The following is an 18,637-nucleotide window of genomic DNA, read 5'->3' on the forward strand; positions in this document are numbered from 1 at the left end:
CTCAAAATTACTATAAAATTTTTAATTTACTTTTTTAAGAAAAGTAGTATAATAGTTATTATAATTGCAAATTATTATCATTTGACTTTAGGAGGACAAGTTATGAAATTTAAAATATCGAAAATTTTAATATTGCTACTATCAACATCACTTTTACTTATAGGTTGTAATAATAATCAATCTACAAAGAATGAAGATGATAACACTTTAAACATAGTGACTTCATTTTACCCTATATATATATCAACTTTAAATATAGTAAAAGATGTTCCAAATGTAACCCTTACAAATATGACAAAATCTCAAACTGGTTGTTTACATGACTACCAACTTACACCTCAAGATTTAAAAACATTAGAAAAAGCTGATATTCTTGTTGTAAATGGTGCTGGAATGGAATCTTTCTTAGATGACATAATTTCACAATACCCTAACTTAAAAATAATTAACGCCAGTGAGGGATTGAATCTTTTAGAAGAAGATGAACACGATCACGATGGTGAAGAATCTCATTCAGACCACGATCATGAAGAGGATACTGATCATGATCACGATCATGAATATAATGCCCATGTTTGGGTAAGTGTATCTGGTAACATTGATCAAGTTAAGACCATAGCTTCTCAATTAGCCGAATTAGATCCTTCAAATAAGGCTACTTATGAAGATAATAAAAATACATATGTTTCTAAACTTGAAAATTTAAGTAATGAAATGCATTCTGAATTAGATAATTTACCTAATAGAAATATAATTACATTCCACGAAGCTTTTCCTTACTTCGCAAAAGAATTTAATTTAAACATTGCTGGAGTAATGCAAATAGAACCTGATTCAGAACCTTCTGCAAAAGAAATTGAGGAGATAATTCAAACAGTAAAAGATAATAATATAACTGCATTATTTACAGAACCTCAATATTCATCAAAAGTTGCTAATACTATTTCAGAGGAAACCGGAGCTACTGTTTATGAATTAGATCCAATTGTTACAGGGGATGCTACATCAGATTCATACAATGATTATATAAATAAAATGAAAGAAAATCTTAATGTTTTAAAAGAGGCTTTAAAATGATAAAAAAATCGAATTTTAATAAAAATACTACTTGTAATAATTTTTGTTGCACTAAAATTGAAAACTTTTCAGTTACTTTAGGCAATAATGAAATATTAAAAGACGTAAATCTCCACATTCATTGTGGAGAACTTACTTCTATAATAGGGCCTAATGGTGCAGGTAAAAGTACACTTTTAAAAGCACTTCTAGGTGAAGTTAAACATAATGGAACTTTAAACTTTATGGGACAAAATGACAATAAATATAATCAACCTATAATTGGTTATGTACCTCAATACTTAACTTTTGATAAAAATACACCTATTAGTGTTCTTGATTTATTTGTCTGTTGCAAAACTTCTATACCCGCTTGGTTAACTCCAAAAAAGAAAATACGTGAACAGGTTTTAGAAAGCTTAGAAAGAGTTAAAATACCTTATTTAATAGATAGACGACTTGGGGCTTTATCAGGTGGCGAACTTCAAAGAGTATTACTTGCACTAGCTTTAGACCCTATTCCAAATATTCTTTTATTAGATGAACCTGTATCTGGAGTAGATCAAAATGGATTAGAGTTATTTTATGAAATTTTAATGGATATTAAAAAGAATTATGATTTATCAATTATTTTAGTTTCTCATGATTTAGACTTAGTTTATAAATATTCAGATCGTGTAGCACTTGTAAATGGAACTATAATTTGTTCAGGAACTCCAAAGCAAGTATTTAATAATCCTGCTGCAAAAAAAATATTTGGCTTATCATTTGCAAGCTCTAATGAAGAATCGTCTAATACAGGAGGAATTTAAAATATGTTTGACACTTTATATAATACACTTGATCTCTTACTACCTTTTCAATGGCTATCTCATACCTTTATGAAGAATGCATTTATTGCCATACTAATAATAACACCTTTATTCGGATTACTTAGTACTATGGTTGTTAGTAATAAAATGTCTTTCTTTGCTGACTCATTAGGACATGGTGCCTTTACTGGAATAGCTGTTGGAATATTACTAGGTGGCATGGATCCTATGTGGGGAGCAACCTTATTTTCAGTGTGCTTTGCAATAGCAATAACTATTATTAAAAATAAAGGTACTTCTTCTACAGATACCATTATAGGAGTTTTCTCTTCTACTTCAATCGCTCTTGGATTAGTGCTTATGAGCTTTTCTAGTAGTTTAAGTAAATTTTCTTCATACCTAGTTGGAGATTTACTTAGTATATCTAAAGGTGAAATAATCCTTTTAATTTTTGTATTTATAACTGTTATTATTTTATGGGCTTTAATATTTAACAAACTACTTGTTACAAGTTTAAACACTTCACTAGCAAATAGTCGTGGTATGAATACCTTATTAATTGAAATTATTTTTACTTGTACAATAGCGGTAATTGTTACAATAACAATTAGATGGGTTGGTTTACTTATAATTAATTCACTTTTAGTATTACCTGCTGCTGCTGCACGTAATATATCTAAAAACGTTCGCCAATATCATTTATTCTCAGTATTAATTGCTATATTTTCTGGTATTACAGGACTAATAATTTCATACTATTTAAATACAGTTACAGGTGCAACAATCGTTCTTGTATCATCTGCAATATTTTTTATCACTTTAATTGTTAGGCGTAAATTTGTATAATATAACTTAAACAATGCCTGGAGGTAATAATTTGGATAACGAAATTAACTTTAATGATATACTTAAATCAAAAGGGTTAAAGGTAACTAAGCATAGAACTTCTGTACTTCAGATTATATCCCATAGTACCCACCCACTTAGCGCTGAAGAAATATATTCAAAATTAAAGGAAAATTCAATTTCTATAAATTTATCATCAATTTATAAAATATTAGATTCTCTTTCTAATAAAAATGTAATTTCTAAATGTATTTTAGGGGATGATAACAAAACTTCATATGAATTGACCACTTCTGAGCATAAGCATCACTTAATTTGCAAACAATGTAAAGAGGTATTTCCTATAAACGATTGTCCTCTATGTGTTTATGAACAGCATATACGTGATGATATGGATTTTGATGTAACTGAGCACCGACTTGAAATATATGGCTATTGTAAATCTTGCAAAAAAATGACTAAAGAGTAGAATCACTCTTTAGTCATTTTTTATTCTCTATTTATCTATAATACTCATTTTATAAACTGTAGTATGTTTATATTCCTGACCAGCTTCTAATAGTATATTTGAAAATCCTGAATGATGTAAACTATCTGGGAAGTACTGTGTCTCAAGACATAATCCTTGTCTTTTCTTATATCTTACTCCACCTTTTCCTACTTCATTTTCATCCAAGAAATTCCCTGTATAAAATTGTATTCCTGGTTTTGTAGTGAATACTTCTAGTACTCTTCCACTCTTCTCATCTACAACTTCAGCAGCTTTCTTTAAGTCTCCTGTATAATCATCAATAATCCAATTATGATCATATCCATTTCCATTAATTAATTGATCATATTCTTTTTCTATATCTAATCCAACATGTTTAAGCGTAGTGAAATCCATTGGAGTTCCTAATATATCTCTTATTTCACCAGTTGGTATACTTTCTGAATTTGCTACTGTTATATTACTTCCATAAATCTTAACCTTATGCTCTAATATATCACCAGAAGCATGTCCTCTTAAATTAAAGTATGAATGGTTAGTTAAATTTAAAACTGTATCTTTATCAGATTTACCATAATAATTAATAACCAATTCATTCTCTTCTGTTAACTTATACTCAACAATAACTTCTAAGTTTCCTGGATAATTTTCTTCACCATCTCTACTAAAGTATGATAATGATAAATACTCTCCATCTTTATCACTTTTAATCTCTGAATCCCATACTACTCTGTTAAACCCTTTATTTCCTCCATGAAGATGATTATTACCATCATTTTTTTCAAGCTGATATTTTACTCCATCAACTTCAATTTCAGCCTTTCCAATTCTATTGGCACAACGCCCAATAATAGATCCAAAATATGTTGTTGTTGTTTTATAATCCTCAAAGTTATCATATCCTAAAACAATATCGTCTTGCTCTCCATGTTTATTGTTGGTAAGTAATGATAGTATTATTCCACCATAGTTTGTTATCTTCACGCTAGTGTCTTTATTGGCTAATGTATAAATATAAACTGATTTATTATCAATTTTATTTAGCATTTCTTCTTTTTGTATTCTCATTATTGCCCCTCCATTAACATATTTACATAATATTCTATCATACTAATTATACCAACCATAAACACAGCTGTAAACATTACCACTTTAACTTATCAAATTTTCCTCTTTAAGAATTATATCTAACTCTTTAACAAGATTATTAATATCTTCTAATATGCTTTCATTACATGCAGGAATATTATTAATCAAACTATCAATACTACTCAGCAAGTTATTAGGTATCTTTTTACACGAAGCATTAACTATACTCAAAAGTCTTTTTTCTCCAGGATGAGGAGTTTCGTTTACAGCAAAAATAATATCAAAATAACTATCAAAAAATGCAGCTATTCTATTATTCAAGTTAACTAAATCCTTTCTATTTATTGCTTTTTCTATTTGATTGTAATATGAAGAGAAATTCTTTTTTAATATAGGATAATTTTTATTAACTATATTTTGTTTAAGCTTCTCTGGATAATCTACTGTATATTTCTCTTGGAGGTCCTTAAATTCATTATATCTATCAAAAACTATTAATGAATTAATTACATTATTCCAAAAACAAGTTGTATATCCTATAGATGGATTACATCTACCTACAACATTTTCTAATTGATTTTTTAACCAATTAAATTCAAAATAAGCTATATCAACTTGTATTGATGAATTTCTCAATACAAATTCATCTGAAGTACCCCAAAAATTATTATTTATTTCCATTAAGTCCGAAAACTTCTTCGCAATTAATTCTCTTTTCTCAATTGGTATATCTTTTTTAGTAATTATATCTATATCAATATCTGAATAATTATCCTTTCTTCCACTTGCACATGATCCTGCTAAAGTTATAGCAACTACTTCATCTAATCGCTTAAACTCATTGACTATTTGATAAACTATCATATTCATGCCCATAAGTCTCACCCCTTTTATCAATTTTAAATACAATATAGTATGTAGTTTATTAATTTTAATAAAAACTACATACTATATAATTTATTCTATTGCCTATATATTTAGTATATTATTTTATTAATACTTTTATTGATTTTGCTGGAACTATTACTATATTACTATCTACACTTTCAATAATTTCAGTTCCTGCTTTTTTTTCATTAACAAGTACTCCCCATTTTTTTTCATTAAGATTAATAGATTCTTCTTTTTCATTGGCATTTATTATAACAGCTATTTTAGAACATTTATTATCAATATTTTTAGAATCTATTACATACGCAACTAAATTATCAGCCTCAAATTCATTACCTTTTTCTAAGAAATGAATATTTCTTTGTATTTCCTTATTGCTATTCATTCTAAAAGCTTTATACTCTTTTCTTAAAGAAATCAACCCTTTATAATACTCAACTAACTCTTTATACTTAATTTTTCTATTCCAACAAATTTTATTTACTTCATCAGAAGATGCAAAACTATTTTCAACTAACTTTCCACTTTCATCAACTTTACTTCTTGCCATCTCCTCACCGGCATGTACAAAACTTATCCCTTGTGAAGTCAGTACTATTCCCGCTATTAACTTATTCATCTTTATCAATTGTTCTTCTGTACAATGTGGTGATACTATTTGAAGTTTATCCCACAAAGTATAATTATCATGTGCTGATGCATAAGTTACTGTTTGATATGGTTCATTAGCCCAAAAATCCTCTGAATATATTATATTAGTTTTATCAACTTCTTTATGAGGTGTTGATGCTACTACAGCAAACTTAATTGTCTCTTCAAGTCCCTCTTTACCATTTACAAATCCAGCTTCTTCCTCATAGAAAACATGTCCTTTTACTCCATCTCTACAATCATCACTAAATGCCGCTATTTGTAATTCATCAAACTTATAAGTATTTTTCTTCAATGCTGCTTCATTATCTTTCAAAGGGCTTGGACCTCCCATCCAACCTTCGCCATATACAATTATACTTGGATCTATTTTATTTAATTCTTCTCTTATTAATTTCATAGTTTCTATATCATGTATTCCCATTAAATCAAATCTAAATCCATCAATATGATATTCTCTAGCCCAATATACAACTGAATCTACCATATATCTTCTAAACATATATCTATCTGATGCTGTTTCATTACCACAAGCTGAAGCATCACTATAACTTCCTTCTGCGTCTTGTCTATAGTAATATCCTGGTACAGCCTTATTTAAACAAGATTCTAGGTTATAAGTATGATTATAAACAACATCCATTACAACTCTTATTCCTACCTCATGTAGTGATTTAACCATTTCCTTAAACTCTTTTATTCTAATATTCCCTAAATAAGGATTCGTTGAATAAGACCCCTCCGGTACATTATAATTTTTAGGATCATATCCCCAATTAAACTGTGGCTTATCTAACTTAGTTTCATCTATAGATCCATAATCAAATGCTGGTAATAAATGAATATGAGTAAATCCCATATCCTTTATGTGATTTATAACAGTTTTAATTTTTGTTCCCGGAATGCATGAATCCTTAATAGTTAATGCTTTAAATTTCCCCTTATATTTATTATCTATTCCAGAAGAATCATCAATAGATAAATCTCTTATATGAGCTTCATATATTATTGAGTCAGTAGGATCCTTTAACTCTGGCTTTTTATCATCTTGCCATCCTTCGGGATTTGTACTATCTAAATCTATTACCATTCCTCTATTTCCATTAACACCTACCGCCTTAGCATAAGGGTCAACTACTTCGTTAATTTTCCCATCTACATTAACTAAATAATTATAATATTTACCACTTAAATCGCCATTTATCTCAATTACCCAAGTTCCATTACTCCCCTTACTCATAGGATAAACTTCTTTAGCATCACAATTATATTTATATCCATCCTCACCATACAATGCTATTTCAACACTAATTGCTGTAGGTGCCCATAATATAAATTTGCATCTATCTTTATTATAAATTGCTCCTAGTTCTCCGTTATAACCATATATTTTATCAAAATCATTATTAAATTCTATTTTAATACTCATTTTACTCTCTCCCATCTATAAACTTTATTCATTCTCTAATAACTCTCGGAAACGTTTCCGACTTATATATCAATTGTATACTATTTTTCAATCCTTATCTACAAATAAATACATTTTAATATTATTTATATCAAATAATTTAATTACTGAAAATTGTTTGTAATTTAATAACTACAAACAATTTTCCTGATTAATTATTCCCATTCACCAGTAACTTCTTCTTCGTCGTCTTCTTTATTTATATTTTTTTTATTACTTTTATTATCATAACTATTTTTATAATCTGATTTCCACTCTCCAGTTTTATATTCATAAAGAGCTTCTCTTAATGACTTATAATCAAATTTACTTTCATCTGGTTCTATGCCATTAAATATAAAATCATGTAAAATTTCTGTATTTTGTCTTCTATCCATTATAAACACAGAACCTATTCCGCCTCCATAATTCATATCATCAGATAATTCTGTAATAGGAATATGAATTTGCTTTGTATCTAAACTAGGAAATTTATAAATTGTATATGCCATATTTATAGCATCCATAATGTCTATATTAGTATTTATATAATCTAACATACTATTAACAATTCCTAAGTATTTTGTTGGTTTTGTATCTCTTAACTTCTCTGCAACCTTAAACAACACTTCTCTCTGTCTTTCAGTTCTTTCAAAATCATCTCCAACACCTTTTCTTATTCTCGCGTAAGATAATGCTTGTTTTCCATTTAATAATTGTAATCCTGTTTCTGTAACTGGACAGTCATTTCCTCCAGTAGATTCACCTATATACTTATTTAATTCCTTTAACTGATAATCTTTAACATCTATTTCTAAACCACCAATTTGATCAATTATAGCTTCAAATCCCCAAAAATTTATTATTATATGTTTATCTATATTTATGTCATATGTTTCTCTTATTGTATCCTTTAACAATTCTATCCCACCAATAGACATAGCTGCATTTAACTTTTCAGCTCCATATCCTTCAATATCAACAAGTGTATCTCTAAATAATGAGGTTAATCTTATTTGCTTATTATTGCTATCTAACGTTGCAATTATAATAGAATCCGCTCTTGCAGGCTCCTCTAAATCTCTTCCATCAGTCCCAACTAATAATACATTCGTAATTCCTTCCACTTCTTTATAATCTACATCATCTTCATTTTTCTTCTCTACAGTTTTTAATTTCACTTCATTAGGCTCTGTATATATTTTACTCTTTACATAACTAAAATATCCCATAACTACGCCAATTATACCTACCATTACTAAAGTTATAATTGAAACAATCACTCTTTTCTTTTTAGGGAATTTTTTCTTTTTATCTACTGTATTTCTGCTCATTTTTTTGCCCCCTATTAATAAACTATACGACTTTTATATTTTACCATAATTTTCATTAGTCATGGTATACTTTCATTCTTTTTATACAAATATATTTTTTACTATATTAATTTTTTTTATAAAAAAAAGACTATAAGATTAATCTTATAGTCTTGAAAATTCAATTACTTTCTGTTGTTTTGAGCTTTTCTTGCTCTTCTGCATTCAACGCATCTTACTGGTTCGTTATCGAATCCTTTTTCTTTGTAGAAAGCTTGCTCTCCTTCAGTGAATAAAAATTCTTTTCCGCAGTCTCTGCATACGATAGTCTTATCTGCCATTTTAAATTCCTCCATTTTCTTAAGATTTATCATGGTTAATAACATATCTCTTGAATAGGAGAAATTTTATTAATCTACTTTAAATCTTGTGCTTGTATTAGTCAAATATTTTTGACTTCTTTTTTAATTATATCACATAAATTTTATATTACAACACTTTTATACAATTTATTAATTTTTTATCCTTTTAAAAAACACTATTTACTATTATTAATTTTCTATTATTAACTCCCCATCGACAAATGCTTTTTCCCATTGTTCCACATAACTTCCACTAGCCCATTCCGACATTATTATTTCATCATTTTCACCTATAGGAATCATTTCTAATGGCTCAGTTATCAAATTTCCATTCTCTATTTTATAAATTGCTATATAATCATCAAATTGGACTAATGCGATTTTTCCCAATGGAGATATAAATACGTCCTTAAAAAATCCAAACTGTTGCTTTAGAGCTTTCCAAGACATATAAAGAGAATTATAATTTATAAATCTACTATCTGGTAGTATTGATATTTTAAAACTTTCCCCTGCTTCATTCATATCTTTTGGTAGCAAATTAGCTACAAACATCCAGCGCCCTATTCTTCGTTCTATTGCTAAATTATTATAATTTATTGATGAAATATTTAATTCCTCTAATTGCTCCTTCGATAAACTATTAATTTCTCTTTGAAATTCTTCTAAGTATTTTTCCTTCTCAGTTCCTGTAAATATCTCATCTATCTGTAAACCATTTTCAATATTAATATTATTCACAGGTATTATTTGATAAATTGGATAATTCCCCTCAAAAGAAGTTCCTTGATATTTCCCTATTGCAATATAATCATTTCCAACAAATTTTATAGTTTTATACTCACTTTTATCTAGATTTAACTTTCCTACTGCATTATCTTTTAATTTTTCATCATATTTTCCAACCATAAACTCATCACGTTCAAAACCATTACTACTCTTTTGATTAACTTCTAATTTCCATATTCCATTTAATCTTGGAAAAATAACATTTGGTTTTTCATAAACATTTCCTATTTTCCAATTATCATGAGATATCCATAAGGTTTTATATTTATCATCACTATATATTCCTTCATCTATTTCTTTACTTGGAGTTTTAATGCCTAGCATAATTCCTTCTTTTGCATCAAATTCCTCCTCTTGAGTTTCATTTCCTATGATAACATCATTCTTGATATCATCAAAATTAGTGTTTTTATTTATACGCTTTAATTTAATTAGATTACTTTTATATAATAATATCATTTCAGTATCAGAGTTTAAAAAGAATTCTCCTATTATTTGATTCTTATCAATTATGGATATTAAATCTACCATTTTTCTACCGTTCATAAACTCATTCATTGTTAAGCTATTTTCATAAGAAATGATGTAATCTCCCTGAATAGCTTTTAATTTATAATGAATATTTTGTTTATAAATCCCTAAAATATTAACTTTATTACTATCTAACTGTATTTCATCACCAATTAAATATGCTAAGTCCTCTTCATCATCTTCCTTATCACCTAGTTTTTCTACTGATTCAATTCTCCAAGTTCCAATAAAATTAAAAATCCCATTATTCTCTTCATTAATACTCTTTGCCTTACATCCAAAAAATAATATTATAATAAAAAAATATATTAACAAAAATTTTCTACTCATACTATATTTCTCCCTGATTTAAGGGAATTTTAATAACTATTTCTGTCCCTTCATTTTCCTTACTTTCGATTTCTAAACTTCCATTATGTAAGTTTACTATCTCATCACATATAGATAAACCTATTCCATTTCTAGATTTACTATTTTTCCCCTTATAAAATTTATCCTTTACCCTCGGTAAATCTTTAATACTTATTCCACTACCATTATCTTTTACTATAAATACTAAATTATCATTTTCTCTCTTAACACTTAAAATTATTTCTCCATGCTCACCAGTAAATTTAAAAGCATTATCTATAATATTACTTAAAACTTGCTTAATCCTATTTTCATCAAAATAAACTTTACCAACATTTTTATCTATATTTATTATAAACCTTTTTTTCTCTCTATCAGCTCTTGGTCTCATATAATTTGCAATATATTCAATAAAACTTTTAACATCATTTTCTTTTACATTTAATGAAATAACACCATTTATAAGTTTTGAAAAATCAAGCAACTCTTCAACCATATCAGTTAACCTATCACTTTCTTTTTCAATAATATCAAGACCTAAAGCTACTGTTTCCATATCACTACAATCATATTTTAATGTAACAGCCCACCCTTTAATTGATGTTAATGGAGTCCTTAGTTCATGGGAAATTGATGATATAAACTCATTTTTTAATTTTTCTCTTTTTTCAACTTCACATCCCATATAATTCAATGTTTTTGATAATTGTGCAATTTCAATATTATCAGTAATATTACTTCTAATATTTAAATTTCCCTTTGCCATTTCTTTAGCAACCTCTGTTATCTTTTTTATTGGATATACTATATCTCTGGCTATTATTAAACTCATTATTATCCCTAGCATTACCACAATTACAGAAATAGCTAAAAATAATATACTAAACGAATCTATTATTTTATGTACTTCCTTTAACGAAAAAATAATTCTAACTATACCAATTCTTTCATTAGTGTCTATTTTAGAGGTAATAGCTTTAGATACTATCATTACCTTATCATTATAACAATTTACCTTTCCAGTCCAAACTCCTACCTCACCAGCTTTAGCCTTTGCAATATCCGGTGTGCTTAAAAGTTCTGCATCTCTTACCCCATATGAATCCATTAATAAATTTCCATCTGAATCTAATATTTCAATTTGTTCATCATTAGTATTCCAAAAAACATCAACATTTTCATATATATTCTCCATTAATTTATTATTTGAAAAATACTTTTGATAAAAATTAATAGATGATTCTAATTGATTAAGCAAAGTATTTTGAGTATTTTTATAATAATATCCCTTTAAACATAACAAAGTTAATACATCTAATATTAAAACTGTTAATATTATTACTATAAGGAAATTTTTTAATAACTTACTTCGTATACTCTTCACACTCTTCTCCTCTCCATCTATAACCAAATCCCCATATTGTCTCTATGTATCCTTGTTTGGATGATGAATCTTCTATTTTACTTCTAAGTCTTCTTATATTAACATCTATAATCTTTGAATCTGCAAAATAATTTTTTCCCCAAGCTAAATCCAGTAATTCATCTCGTGAGAAAGCCCTATTAGGATTCTCTATAAATATCTTAATAAGTGAATATTCTTTAGGAGTTAAATCTATCTCTTCATCCCCCTTAAATATTTTCTTTCCATATATGTCTACAGTGAATATCCCTTCTTTTAAAACTTTTTTCTCATCATCCTTCCCAATTCTTCTTAATATAGCTTTTATTCTTAACAATAATTCCATAGGATTAAATGGTTTTACCATATAATCATCTGCACCATATTCAAGCCCTATTATTTTATCCATCTCTTGTCCCTTTGCTGTCAGCATTATAATTCCTATATCATCTTGTTTTTCCCTTACTCTTTTACACACCTCAAAGCCATCCATTCCTGGCAACATAACATCTAATATCACCATAGCTGGCCCTTCTCTCTCTACTATCTCTAACCCTTCTTCTCCATTATCAGTTTCTAAAACTTCAAAGCCATTTCTCTTTAAATTTATTTTTAAAAACCCTCTTATACTTTCCTCATCCTCAACTATCAATATTTTTTTCATACAAATTTCCTTTCAGTTTTATAGCCTTACTTTCTCTATTTATATTTTCTAATATATACAAATAAAATACTGGATAAATATATTAATTCACCCAGTATTTTAAGATTCCTTTTTATTTTAGCGTTCTGAATTCATATCCTAAAGACTTTAAATAATCTATAATTTGTTGTAATGCTTGTGCTGTTGTTTCCTTTGCATTTGTATCATGCATTAACACCACTAAAACATCATCGTTTCCTGCTAAATCATTTACTGAACCCTTTAATCTACTTACTAATTGCTCAACTGTTCTATCGTTACTTTCTGCATCTCCATTTAAACTATTCCAATCTATGTAGCTATAACCATTTTGTTCTAGAATAGGATCTAATGCTTTAGTATTCCATGACATATGTCCTCCAGGTAATCTAATAACATTTGTACTAAATTCCTCACCTAAAACTGATTTCATTACTTCTTCTGATTTTTTCATATCATTTATAAATGCTGTAGGATCTGCAACCCTGCCTGGATATAAAACACTATAATCATGACAATACCCATGATTTCCAATGGCGTGTCCTTCCATAACCATTTCTTTTAATAATTCTTTTTGCGTATCACTTTTCTCAACATTACTTCCTAACACAAAGAAAGTAGCCTTTGTATTATTAACTTTAAGAGTATCTAAAATTTGTTGTGTTACTTCAGTAGAAGGCCCATCATCAAAAGTAAGATATGCAATTTTCTTTCCATCTTCTCTTAAATAATTCCATTTACTAAGCATACATTCTATATCTTTAGCATTATCTGCATATAAATCATTTTCATAAGAAGTATATACTAAGTCTTGTTTCTTTGTAGCAGTATTAACATTTTCCTTGTTAGATATATTAGATTCTTCACCCTCAGACTTAGTGTTACTACTTTCCTCTGATTCATTCTCTTCCTTTATACTTACTGTTTGATTAGCAATAACTTCTCTATCTTCGTTATCATTATATAAAGTTTTTATTCCCAACAAAACAACTACTAAAACTATTATTGCAATACTATTTTTTATTATAACACTTCTTTTTTTGCTACGTTGTTTTCTTATAGACTTTTTTGATTTGTTCATCTTAAATTCCCCCTAGCTACTTCTTACATATCTCTATACTTTATATTATACCTATATAAGTGCTAAATTAAATTACAAAAGAGTTACAATGCAACTATAATTTATGGCTATTGGTGAATTTTTTTCCTTATTTTATTTCTAAATTAAAATATAAAAAGAAGTTAGCACCATAAAATTTTATAGCACTAACTTTCTTATTTAAATAAATGGATTATAAAAACGTCCTTTATTAGCTATATTCGCAATTATAGCAATAGCTAATATAGAGACAACTAAAACAATCGCAATATAGTCATTTTTCTTAAATGGCTTTTCACTATACCATGTACGCTTCTTCTTATTTCCAAATGCTCTTAACTCCATAGCCGTACTTATTGTATCGATTCTATCTAGACTTGAAAGAATAAGTGGCATTAAAATAGCAGCTGAATTTTTTATTCTTTTAATAAAACTTTCTTTTTTTGATGTATCTATTCCTCTTGCTTGCTGTGCAAATGATATATCTTGATAATCTCTTTGAACATCTGGAATATATCTTAAAGCTATAGATACTGAATAAGCTATTTTATAATTAACTCCTATTTTATTTAATGAAGCTGCAAATTCACTTGGGTTTGTAGCAACCATAAACAATAATGCCATTGGTATTATGGAAAAATATTTAAGAGTTATATTAAATTGATAAAATAACTGTTGAACTGTAACTGTATATGGACCTGCTATTTTAAACAACTCTGTTCTACTTCCATATATCTCTACACCTTCATATGGTGAAAAAATAAATATAGCTATATTATTTATTAATAAAAATACTAATATAAAATATACCACAAATGCAATTTGTTTAAATTCTACTTTAGAAAGCTTAAATACAATAATACTTATAATAAACATTCCTACAAGAACTCTCGTATCATATGTTATCATTGAAGCTATTGCCCATAAAACTAATGCTATCAATTTTGCAGCACCTGTCAGCTTATGAATAGGCGAATCTATTTCTGAATAACTTAACATTGTATTCATTTTTGCCTAACCCTCCTATCATAATCAATAAACTTTTTAATAAATAATCTTGGATTTTCCAACCCTGTTTTTACTGCTAATTCATATAAAGAAGTTTCTTTTAAATTAGCTGCTTTTATCACATTTTTATCAGTAAGAATATTAGCTGCTGTATCATCAGCTAACTTTAAGCCATTGGCCAAAACAATTGCTCTGTTAGTATATTCAAGCATTAAATGCATATCATGAGTAATCATTAAAATAGTTACTCCCTTTTTATTTAATTCTCTTAAAAACTCCATAATTTCAGTATAATGTTTAAAATCTTGCCCTGCTGTAGGCTCATCTAAAATAATTATTTCTGGATTTAAAACTAGTATTGATGCAATAGTAACACGTTTTTTTTGTCCATAGCTTAATGCAGAAATTGGCCAATTACGGAATGGATATAAACCACATATTTTTAGTGTTTCAACTACTCTTTCCTTTATTTCCCTTTCATGAACTCCTCTAACCTTCAATCCTAAAGCAACTTCATCAAAAATCATAGTCTTCGATATCATTTGATTTGGATTTTGCATTACCATACCAATTTTCTCAGCACGCTCTTTAATAGTATCATTTATTAAATCTCGTCCATTAAATAATATTTTTCCTGCAGTTGGTTTATAAAAACCACATATTAACTTAGATATAGTAGATTTTCCTGCTCCATTTTTTCCCACTATACTAACCATTTCGCCCTTATTAATTTTAAGAGAAACTCCATGTAAAATTTCTTTACCTTTTTCATAACCAAATTTTACATCTTCCATTTCAAGCAATACTTGTTCATTAGTAACTTCTAATTCTTCTCTTGTTTCATTGTACCAATTTTTTATTTTATCTATAGATTCATCTATTTTTAATGAATTTATATTTTCTGGTTTAATTTCTGGTGTAATTCTACATCCAGCATATTTTAAAGCTGTAATATATAATGGTTCTCTTATTCCTATATCATTAAGTAGATTAGAACTTAATAATTCTTCAGGAGTTATATCTGCAGCAATAACTCCTGAATCAATAACAATTATTCTATCTATAGATGAATGTAATACATCCTCTAATCTATGTTCTATTATTAATATAGTTTTATCACTTTCTTTTTGTATTTGATCTATTAACTCTATGGCATTTTTTCCTGTAGCTGGATCTAGGCTTGCAAGTGGTTCATCAAATAATAATATATCTACGTCTGAAACCATAACTCCCGCCAATGTTACACGTTGTTTTTGTCCTCCTGACAAACTGTAAGGTGCTGAATCTAAATGACTTTCTATATCTACTATTTTTGAAACAAGACTTACTTTACTCTTCATTTCCTCTTGCGATACACAATCATTTTCTAACTTAAAAGCAATATCTTCACCCACTGTAAGACCTATAAACTGTCCATCTGGATCTTGTAGTACAGTACCTACTGTATTAGATAATTCAAAAATACTCGAATTCTTACTTTCTTTTCCCTTAATCTTCAAGCTTCCTGTTATTGTTCCCTCATGTAAAAAAGGAACAAGACCATTTATACAATTAGAAAATGTACTTTTCCCGGAACCAGATGGTCCAACAATAAGTACCTTCTCTCCTTCATATATAGTTAAATTTATATTTTTTAATGTTGGCTTTGCTTGAGCTCTGTATTGAAATGTAAAATTTTCGAACTCAATTACAGGTTTTTTCATAGCAAATCTCCCTCGTTTTTATATGTAATGTAATGTAATATAATTAATTTCCATACTTTTTATTTTAATTCAAATTAATCTTCTTTATCTAAACTACCTGTTTTTATCTTAGTTTTAGCATAAGTATGTAATAATATAGTGCCTAGCACAGCAACTGTAATTGAATTTGATATTGCTGCTATAGTTCCTTGTAAATATACTTTGTTAGCCGGTTCGGCATATATAACTATATCTAACGTTGGTGCCACTACTCCCCATGCTAATATATTTGCAATTATTTGATATATATTAAAAATTACAATTTCTTTCTTCTCAAATATTCCACCATTTATTTTTAATCTTCTTGCTGAAAATCCTATAATAAGACCAACTACTCCTGACGCAAACACCCAGCTGAACCATGGCATTCCATAAAACACTAAATCTTTTAAACCATGTCCTATAACCCCTATTGCAAATCCTGCTATTGGTCCATATATAACTGACATTAACGCTAAAAGCGCATAACTTGTTTCAATGCTAGTGTTCGGTATTCCTGTTGGAATAGAACCAAATCTTCCTAGTATCATGAATACTGCTGCTCCAATACCAATTGCAACTATAGCTTTAATTGACAGCTTGTTTCTCATTTAAACGCCTCCTTTTTCAATTAATATTAAAGGAACTTTCCTCTTTTTTTATTAGAACAATATTATATGAATATTATTTAAATTAACTTTATTTTAAATTCGTATTATGTCGAATTTTATCACTTTTTAGTTTTTAGCAACACCTTAAAATTATACTTTTATATTATTTTCTAGTCAATGCTTTTATAATCTCATTTTTCTAAAAACTATTGGAAATTCTCTTAGTTAATATATAATATCAACCAAAAAAAAGTTGTCCAATTAAAGGACAACTTTTTTTAAATTTATTTAGTTTAATACGTGAGTTCCCTCACCTATGTTACTTGTATAGAATGAAGGTGTAATTTCTGTAACTTCTTTATATGCTACTGATACTTTTTCCTTAAATTCTTCAACTTTAGTATTATCTACTAAAGCAATAGCACAACCACCGAATCCAGCTCCTGTCATTCTAGCACCAATACAACCTTCTATTTTTAATGCTTCGTGTACTAAAGTATCAAGATGAAGTCCTGTAACTTCATAATCATTTTCAAGAGACATATGAGATGCTGTTAATAGCTTACCAAATGCTAATATATCGTTAGCTTTTAACATCTCCATACTGTTTTTAACTCTTTCATTTTCAGTAACAACATGTATAGCCCTTCTCTTTATAGTTTCATCATTAATAAAGTTTTCTATATCTTCTAATGTTGCTTGACAAAGATTTTCTAACTTTTCTGTTTTATTCTCATTTATTATTTCAAGAGCTTTTTCACATTCTGCTCTTCTTTCATTATATTTAGAATCAGCAAGTTCTCTTCTCTTGTTAGTACTCATTATAACTAAGCTATAGTCACCTAAATTTAATGGTGCATATTCATAGTAAAGAGATGCACAATCTAAAAGTATCGCGTGATCTTTTTTACCTACTGCAACTGCAAATTGGTCCATGATACCGCAGTTAACACCAACAAATTCATTTTCAACTTTTTGGCAAAGTTTAGATACTTCTACTCTATCAATTTGCTCTGGATTTTCTAAATAAAGTATTATATATGCCATTAGTACTTCAAGTGCAGCAGATGATGAAAGTCCTGCCCCATCTGGAATATTACTATATAAAACTATGTCCATTCCTGGTACTTCATGTCCCAAATCCTTAAGTGCCTTAATAACACCTTTTGGATAGTTACCCCAATCATCTTCTTTCTTATAAACTAACTCTTCATCTAAATTAACTATAACTTCTCCAGCAACATTTTTTGATCTCATTCTTATTTTATTATCATCTCTTAAGGATAAAGCTGCATAAATACCAACTGTTAATGCTCCTGGAAATACAAAACCGCCATTATAATCTATATGTTCACCAATTAAATTAACTCTTCCTGGAGATAAGAAAGTCTTTATTTCTCTGTTATCTACCCCGTATTCATTTTTAAATAATTGTATCATTTCTTCTCTATTCATTTTTTCTTCAACCTCTCTTAAAATCATTTTT

At 28.0% G+C, this 18,637-nt stretch carries 17 protein-coding genes; 4 read left to right on the forward strand and 13 right to left on the reverse strand.

All coding sequences use genetic code 11. The annotated features are described in order from the left end of the window. The first annotated feature begins 102 nt into the window (after positions 1 to 102). From I4V51_RS05820 to I4V51_RS05835, 4 genes are read left to right on the forward strand one after another with little or no spacing between them, the layout of a single operon-like run. Positions 103 to 1,077, forward strand: coding sequence for a metal ABC transporter substrate-binding protein (locus I4V51_RS05820; protein WP_195987376.1), 975 nt, complete (start codon positions 103 to 105; stop codon positions 1,075 to 1,077). Next, positions 1,074 to 1,868, forward strand: coding sequence for a metal ABC transporter ATP-binding protein (locus I4V51_RS05825; RefSeq protein WP_195987377.1), 795 nt, complete (start codon positions 1,074 to 1,076; stop codon positions 1,866 to 1,868). Before I4V51_RS05820 ends, I4V51_RS05825 begins: the two co-directional genes overlap by 4 nt. Before the next feature lie 3 nt (positions 1,869 to 1,871). Next, positions 1,872 to 2,714: a metal ABC transporter permease gene (locus I4V51_RS05830; RefSeq protein WP_195987378.1), complete on the forward strand. Its 843-nt coding sequence runs from the start codon at positions 1,872 to 1,874 to the stop codon at positions 2,712 to 2,714. A gap of 31 nt (positions 2,715 to 2,745) precedes the next feature. Then, entirely contained in the window at positions 2,746 to 3,183 is a 438-nt protein-coding gene (locus tag I4V51_RS05835) for a Fur family transcriptional regulator (RefSeq protein WP_195987379.1), read from the forward strand. A 27-nt stretch (positions 3,184 to 3,210) separates the two neighbouring features. On the opposite strand, the gene I4V51_RS05840 is transcribed toward I4V51_RS05835, so the two are convergent. The 13 genes from I4V51_RS05840 to I4V51_RS05900 form a co-directional block, all read right to left on the reverse strand. Continuing rightward, the gene (locus I4V51_RS05840; protein WP_195987380.1) at positions 3,211 to 4,272 is read right to left on the reverse strand and encodes an aldose epimerase family protein; all 1,062 of its coding nucleotides are present in this window, start codon (positions 4,270 to 4,272) and stop codon (positions 3,211 to 3,213) included. Positions 4,273 to 4,356: 84 nt separating this feature from the next. Then, positions 4,357 to 5,169 (reverse strand): nucleotidyltransferase domain-containing protein, encoded by an 813-nt coding sequence (locus tag I4V51_RS05845; RefSeq protein ID WP_195987381.1) that lies wholly within the window; start codon positions 5,167 to 5,169, stop codon positions 4,357 to 4,359. Between the two features lie 109 nt (positions 5,170 to 5,278). Beyond that, positions 5,279 to 7,264 (reverse strand): type I pullulanase, encoded by a 1,986-nt coding sequence (pulA, locus tag I4V51_RS05850; protein ID WP_195987382.1) that lies wholly within the window; start codon positions 7,262 to 7,264, stop codon positions 5,279 to 5,281. 194 nt (positions 7,265 to 7,458) lie between these two features. Beyond that, on the reverse strand, positions 7,459 to 8,616 hold the full coding sequence (locus I4V51_RS05855; protein WP_195987383.1) for an LCP family protein: 1,158 nt from the start codon (positions 8,614 to 8,616) through the stop codon (positions 7,459 to 7,461). A gap of 164 nt (positions 8,617 to 8,780) precedes the next feature. After that, positions 8,781 to 8,936, reverse strand: a complete 156-nt coding sequence (locus I4V51_RS05860) for a zinc-ribbon domain-containing protein (protein ID WP_195987384.1) — start codon at positions 8,934 to 8,936, stop codon at positions 8,781 to 8,783. 210 nt (positions 8,937 to 9,146) lie between these two features. Further along, positions 9,147 to 10,607, reverse strand: coding sequence for a hypothetical protein (locus tag I4V51_RS05865; protein WP_195987385.1), 1,461 nt, complete (start codon positions 10,605 to 10,607; stop codon positions 9,147 to 9,149). Position 10,608: 1 nt separating this feature from the next. Continuing rightward, on the reverse strand, positions 10,609 to 12,012 hold the full coding sequence (locus I4V51_RS05870; protein ID WP_195987386.1) for a HAMP domain-containing sensor histidine kinase: 1,404 nt from the start codon (positions 12,010 to 12,012) through the stop codon (positions 10,609 to 10,611). Continuing rightward, positions 11,993 to 12,694: a response regulator transcription factor gene (locus I4V51_RS05875; protein ID WP_195987387.1), complete on the reverse strand. Its 702-nt coding sequence runs from the start codon at positions 12,692 to 12,694 to the stop codon at positions 11,993 to 11,995. The genes I4V51_RS05870 and I4V51_RS05875 overlap by 20 nt, the downstream gene beginning before the upstream one ends. Positions 12,695 to 12,806: 112 nt before the next feature. After that, positions 12,807 to 13,793, reverse strand: coding sequence for a polysaccharide deacetylase family protein (locus I4V51_RS05880; RefSeq protein ID WP_195987388.1), 987 nt, complete (start codon positions 13,791 to 13,793; stop codon positions 12,807 to 12,809). 198 nt (positions 13,794 to 13,991) lie between these two features. Further along, positions 13,992 to 14,819: an energy-coupling factor transporter transmembrane component T gene (locus I4V51_RS05885; RefSeq protein ID WP_195987389.1), complete on the reverse strand. Its 828-nt coding sequence runs from the start codon at positions 14,817 to 14,819 to the stop codon at positions 13,992 to 13,994. Next, positions 14,816 to 16,522: an ABC transporter ATP-binding protein gene (locus I4V51_RS05890; RefSeq protein ID WP_195987390.1), complete on the reverse strand. Its 1,707-nt coding sequence runs from the start codon at positions 16,520 to 16,522 to the stop codon at positions 14,816 to 14,818. The genes I4V51_RS05885 and I4V51_RS05890 overlap by 4 nt, the downstream gene beginning before the upstream one ends. Before the next feature lie 74 nt (positions 16,523 to 16,596). Then, positions 16,597 to 17,151 (reverse strand): ECF-type riboflavin transporter substrate-binding protein, encoded by a 555-nt coding sequence (locus I4V51_RS05895; RefSeq protein WP_195987391.1) that lies wholly within the window; start codon positions 17,149 to 17,151, stop codon positions 16,597 to 16,599. A 288-nt stretch (positions 17,152 to 17,439) separates the two neighbouring features. Then, on the reverse strand, positions 17,440 to 18,606 hold the full coding sequence (locus I4V51_RS05900; RefSeq protein ID WP_195987392.1) for a galactokinase: 1,167 nt from the start codon (positions 18,604 to 18,606) through the stop codon (positions 17,440 to 17,442). Positions 18,607 to 18,637: the final 31 nt, after the last annotated feature.

Origin of the sequence: Clostridium sp. D53t1_180928_C8 (assembly GCF_015667795.1) — a bacterium.
Taxonomy (GTDB): Bacteria; Bacillota; Clostridia; order Clostridiales; family Clostridiaceae; genus Clostridium.

Bases quoted from the DNA above. Each gene is read 5' to 3' on its own strand.
- I4V51_RS05820 (WP_195987376.1), top strand. From the start codon at position 103: ATGAAATTTAAAATATCGAAAATTTTAATATTGCTACTATCAACATCA.
- I4V51_RS05825 (WP_195987377.1), top strand. From the start codon at position 1,074: ATGATAAAAAAATCGAATTTTAATAAAAATACTACTTGTAATAATTTT.
- I4V51_RS05830 (WP_195987378.1), top strand. From the start codon at position 1,872: ATGTTTGACACTTTATATAATACACTTGATCTCTTACTACCTTTTCAA.
- I4V51_RS05840 (WP_195987380.1), bottom strand. From the start codon at position 4,272: ATGAGAATACAAAAAGAAGAAATGCTAAATAAAATTGATAATAAATCA.
- I4V51_RS05845 (WP_195987381.1), bottom strand. From the start codon at position 5,169: ATGGGCATGAATATGATAGTTTATCAAATAGTCAATGAGTTTAAGCGA.
- pulA (WP_195987382.1), bottom strand. From the start codon at position 7,264: ATGAGTATTAAAATAGAATTTAATAATGATTTTGATAAAATATATGGT.
- I4V51_RS05855 (WP_195987383.1), bottom strand. From the start codon at position 8,616: ATGAGCAGAAATACAGTAGATAAAAAGAAAAAATTCCCTAAAAAGAAA.
- I4V51_RS05860 (WP_195987384.1), bottom strand. From the start codon at position 8,936: ATGGCAGATAAGACTATCGTATGCAGAGACTGCGGAAAAGAATTTTTA.
- I4V51_RS05865 (WP_195987385.1), bottom strand. From the start codon at position 10,607: ATGAGTAGAAAATTTTTGTTAATATATTTTTTTATTATAATATTATTT.
- I4V51_RS05875 (WP_195987387.1), bottom strand. From the start codon at position 12,694: ATGAAAAAAATATTGATAGTTGAGGATGAGGAAAGTATAAGAGGGTTT.
- I4V51_RS05880 (WP_195987388.1), bottom strand. From the start codon at position 13,793: ATGAACAAATCAAAAAAGTCTATAAGAAAACAACGTAGCAAAAAAAGA.
- I4V51_RS05885 (WP_195987389.1), bottom strand. From the start codon at position 14,819: ATGAATACAATGTTAAGTTATTCAGAAATAGATTCGCCTATTCATAAG.
- I4V51_RS05890 (WP_195987390.1), bottom strand. From the start codon at position 16,522: ATGAAAAAACCTGTAATTGAGTTCGAAAATTTTACATTTCAATACAGA.
- I4V51_RS05895 (WP_195987391.1), bottom strand. From the start codon at position 17,151: ATGAGAAACAAGCTGTCAATTAAAGCTATAGTTGCAATTGGTATTGGA.
- I4V51_RS05900 (WP_195987392.1), bottom strand. From the start codon at position 18,606: ATGAATAGAGAAGAAATGATACAATTATTTAAAAATGAATACGGGGTA.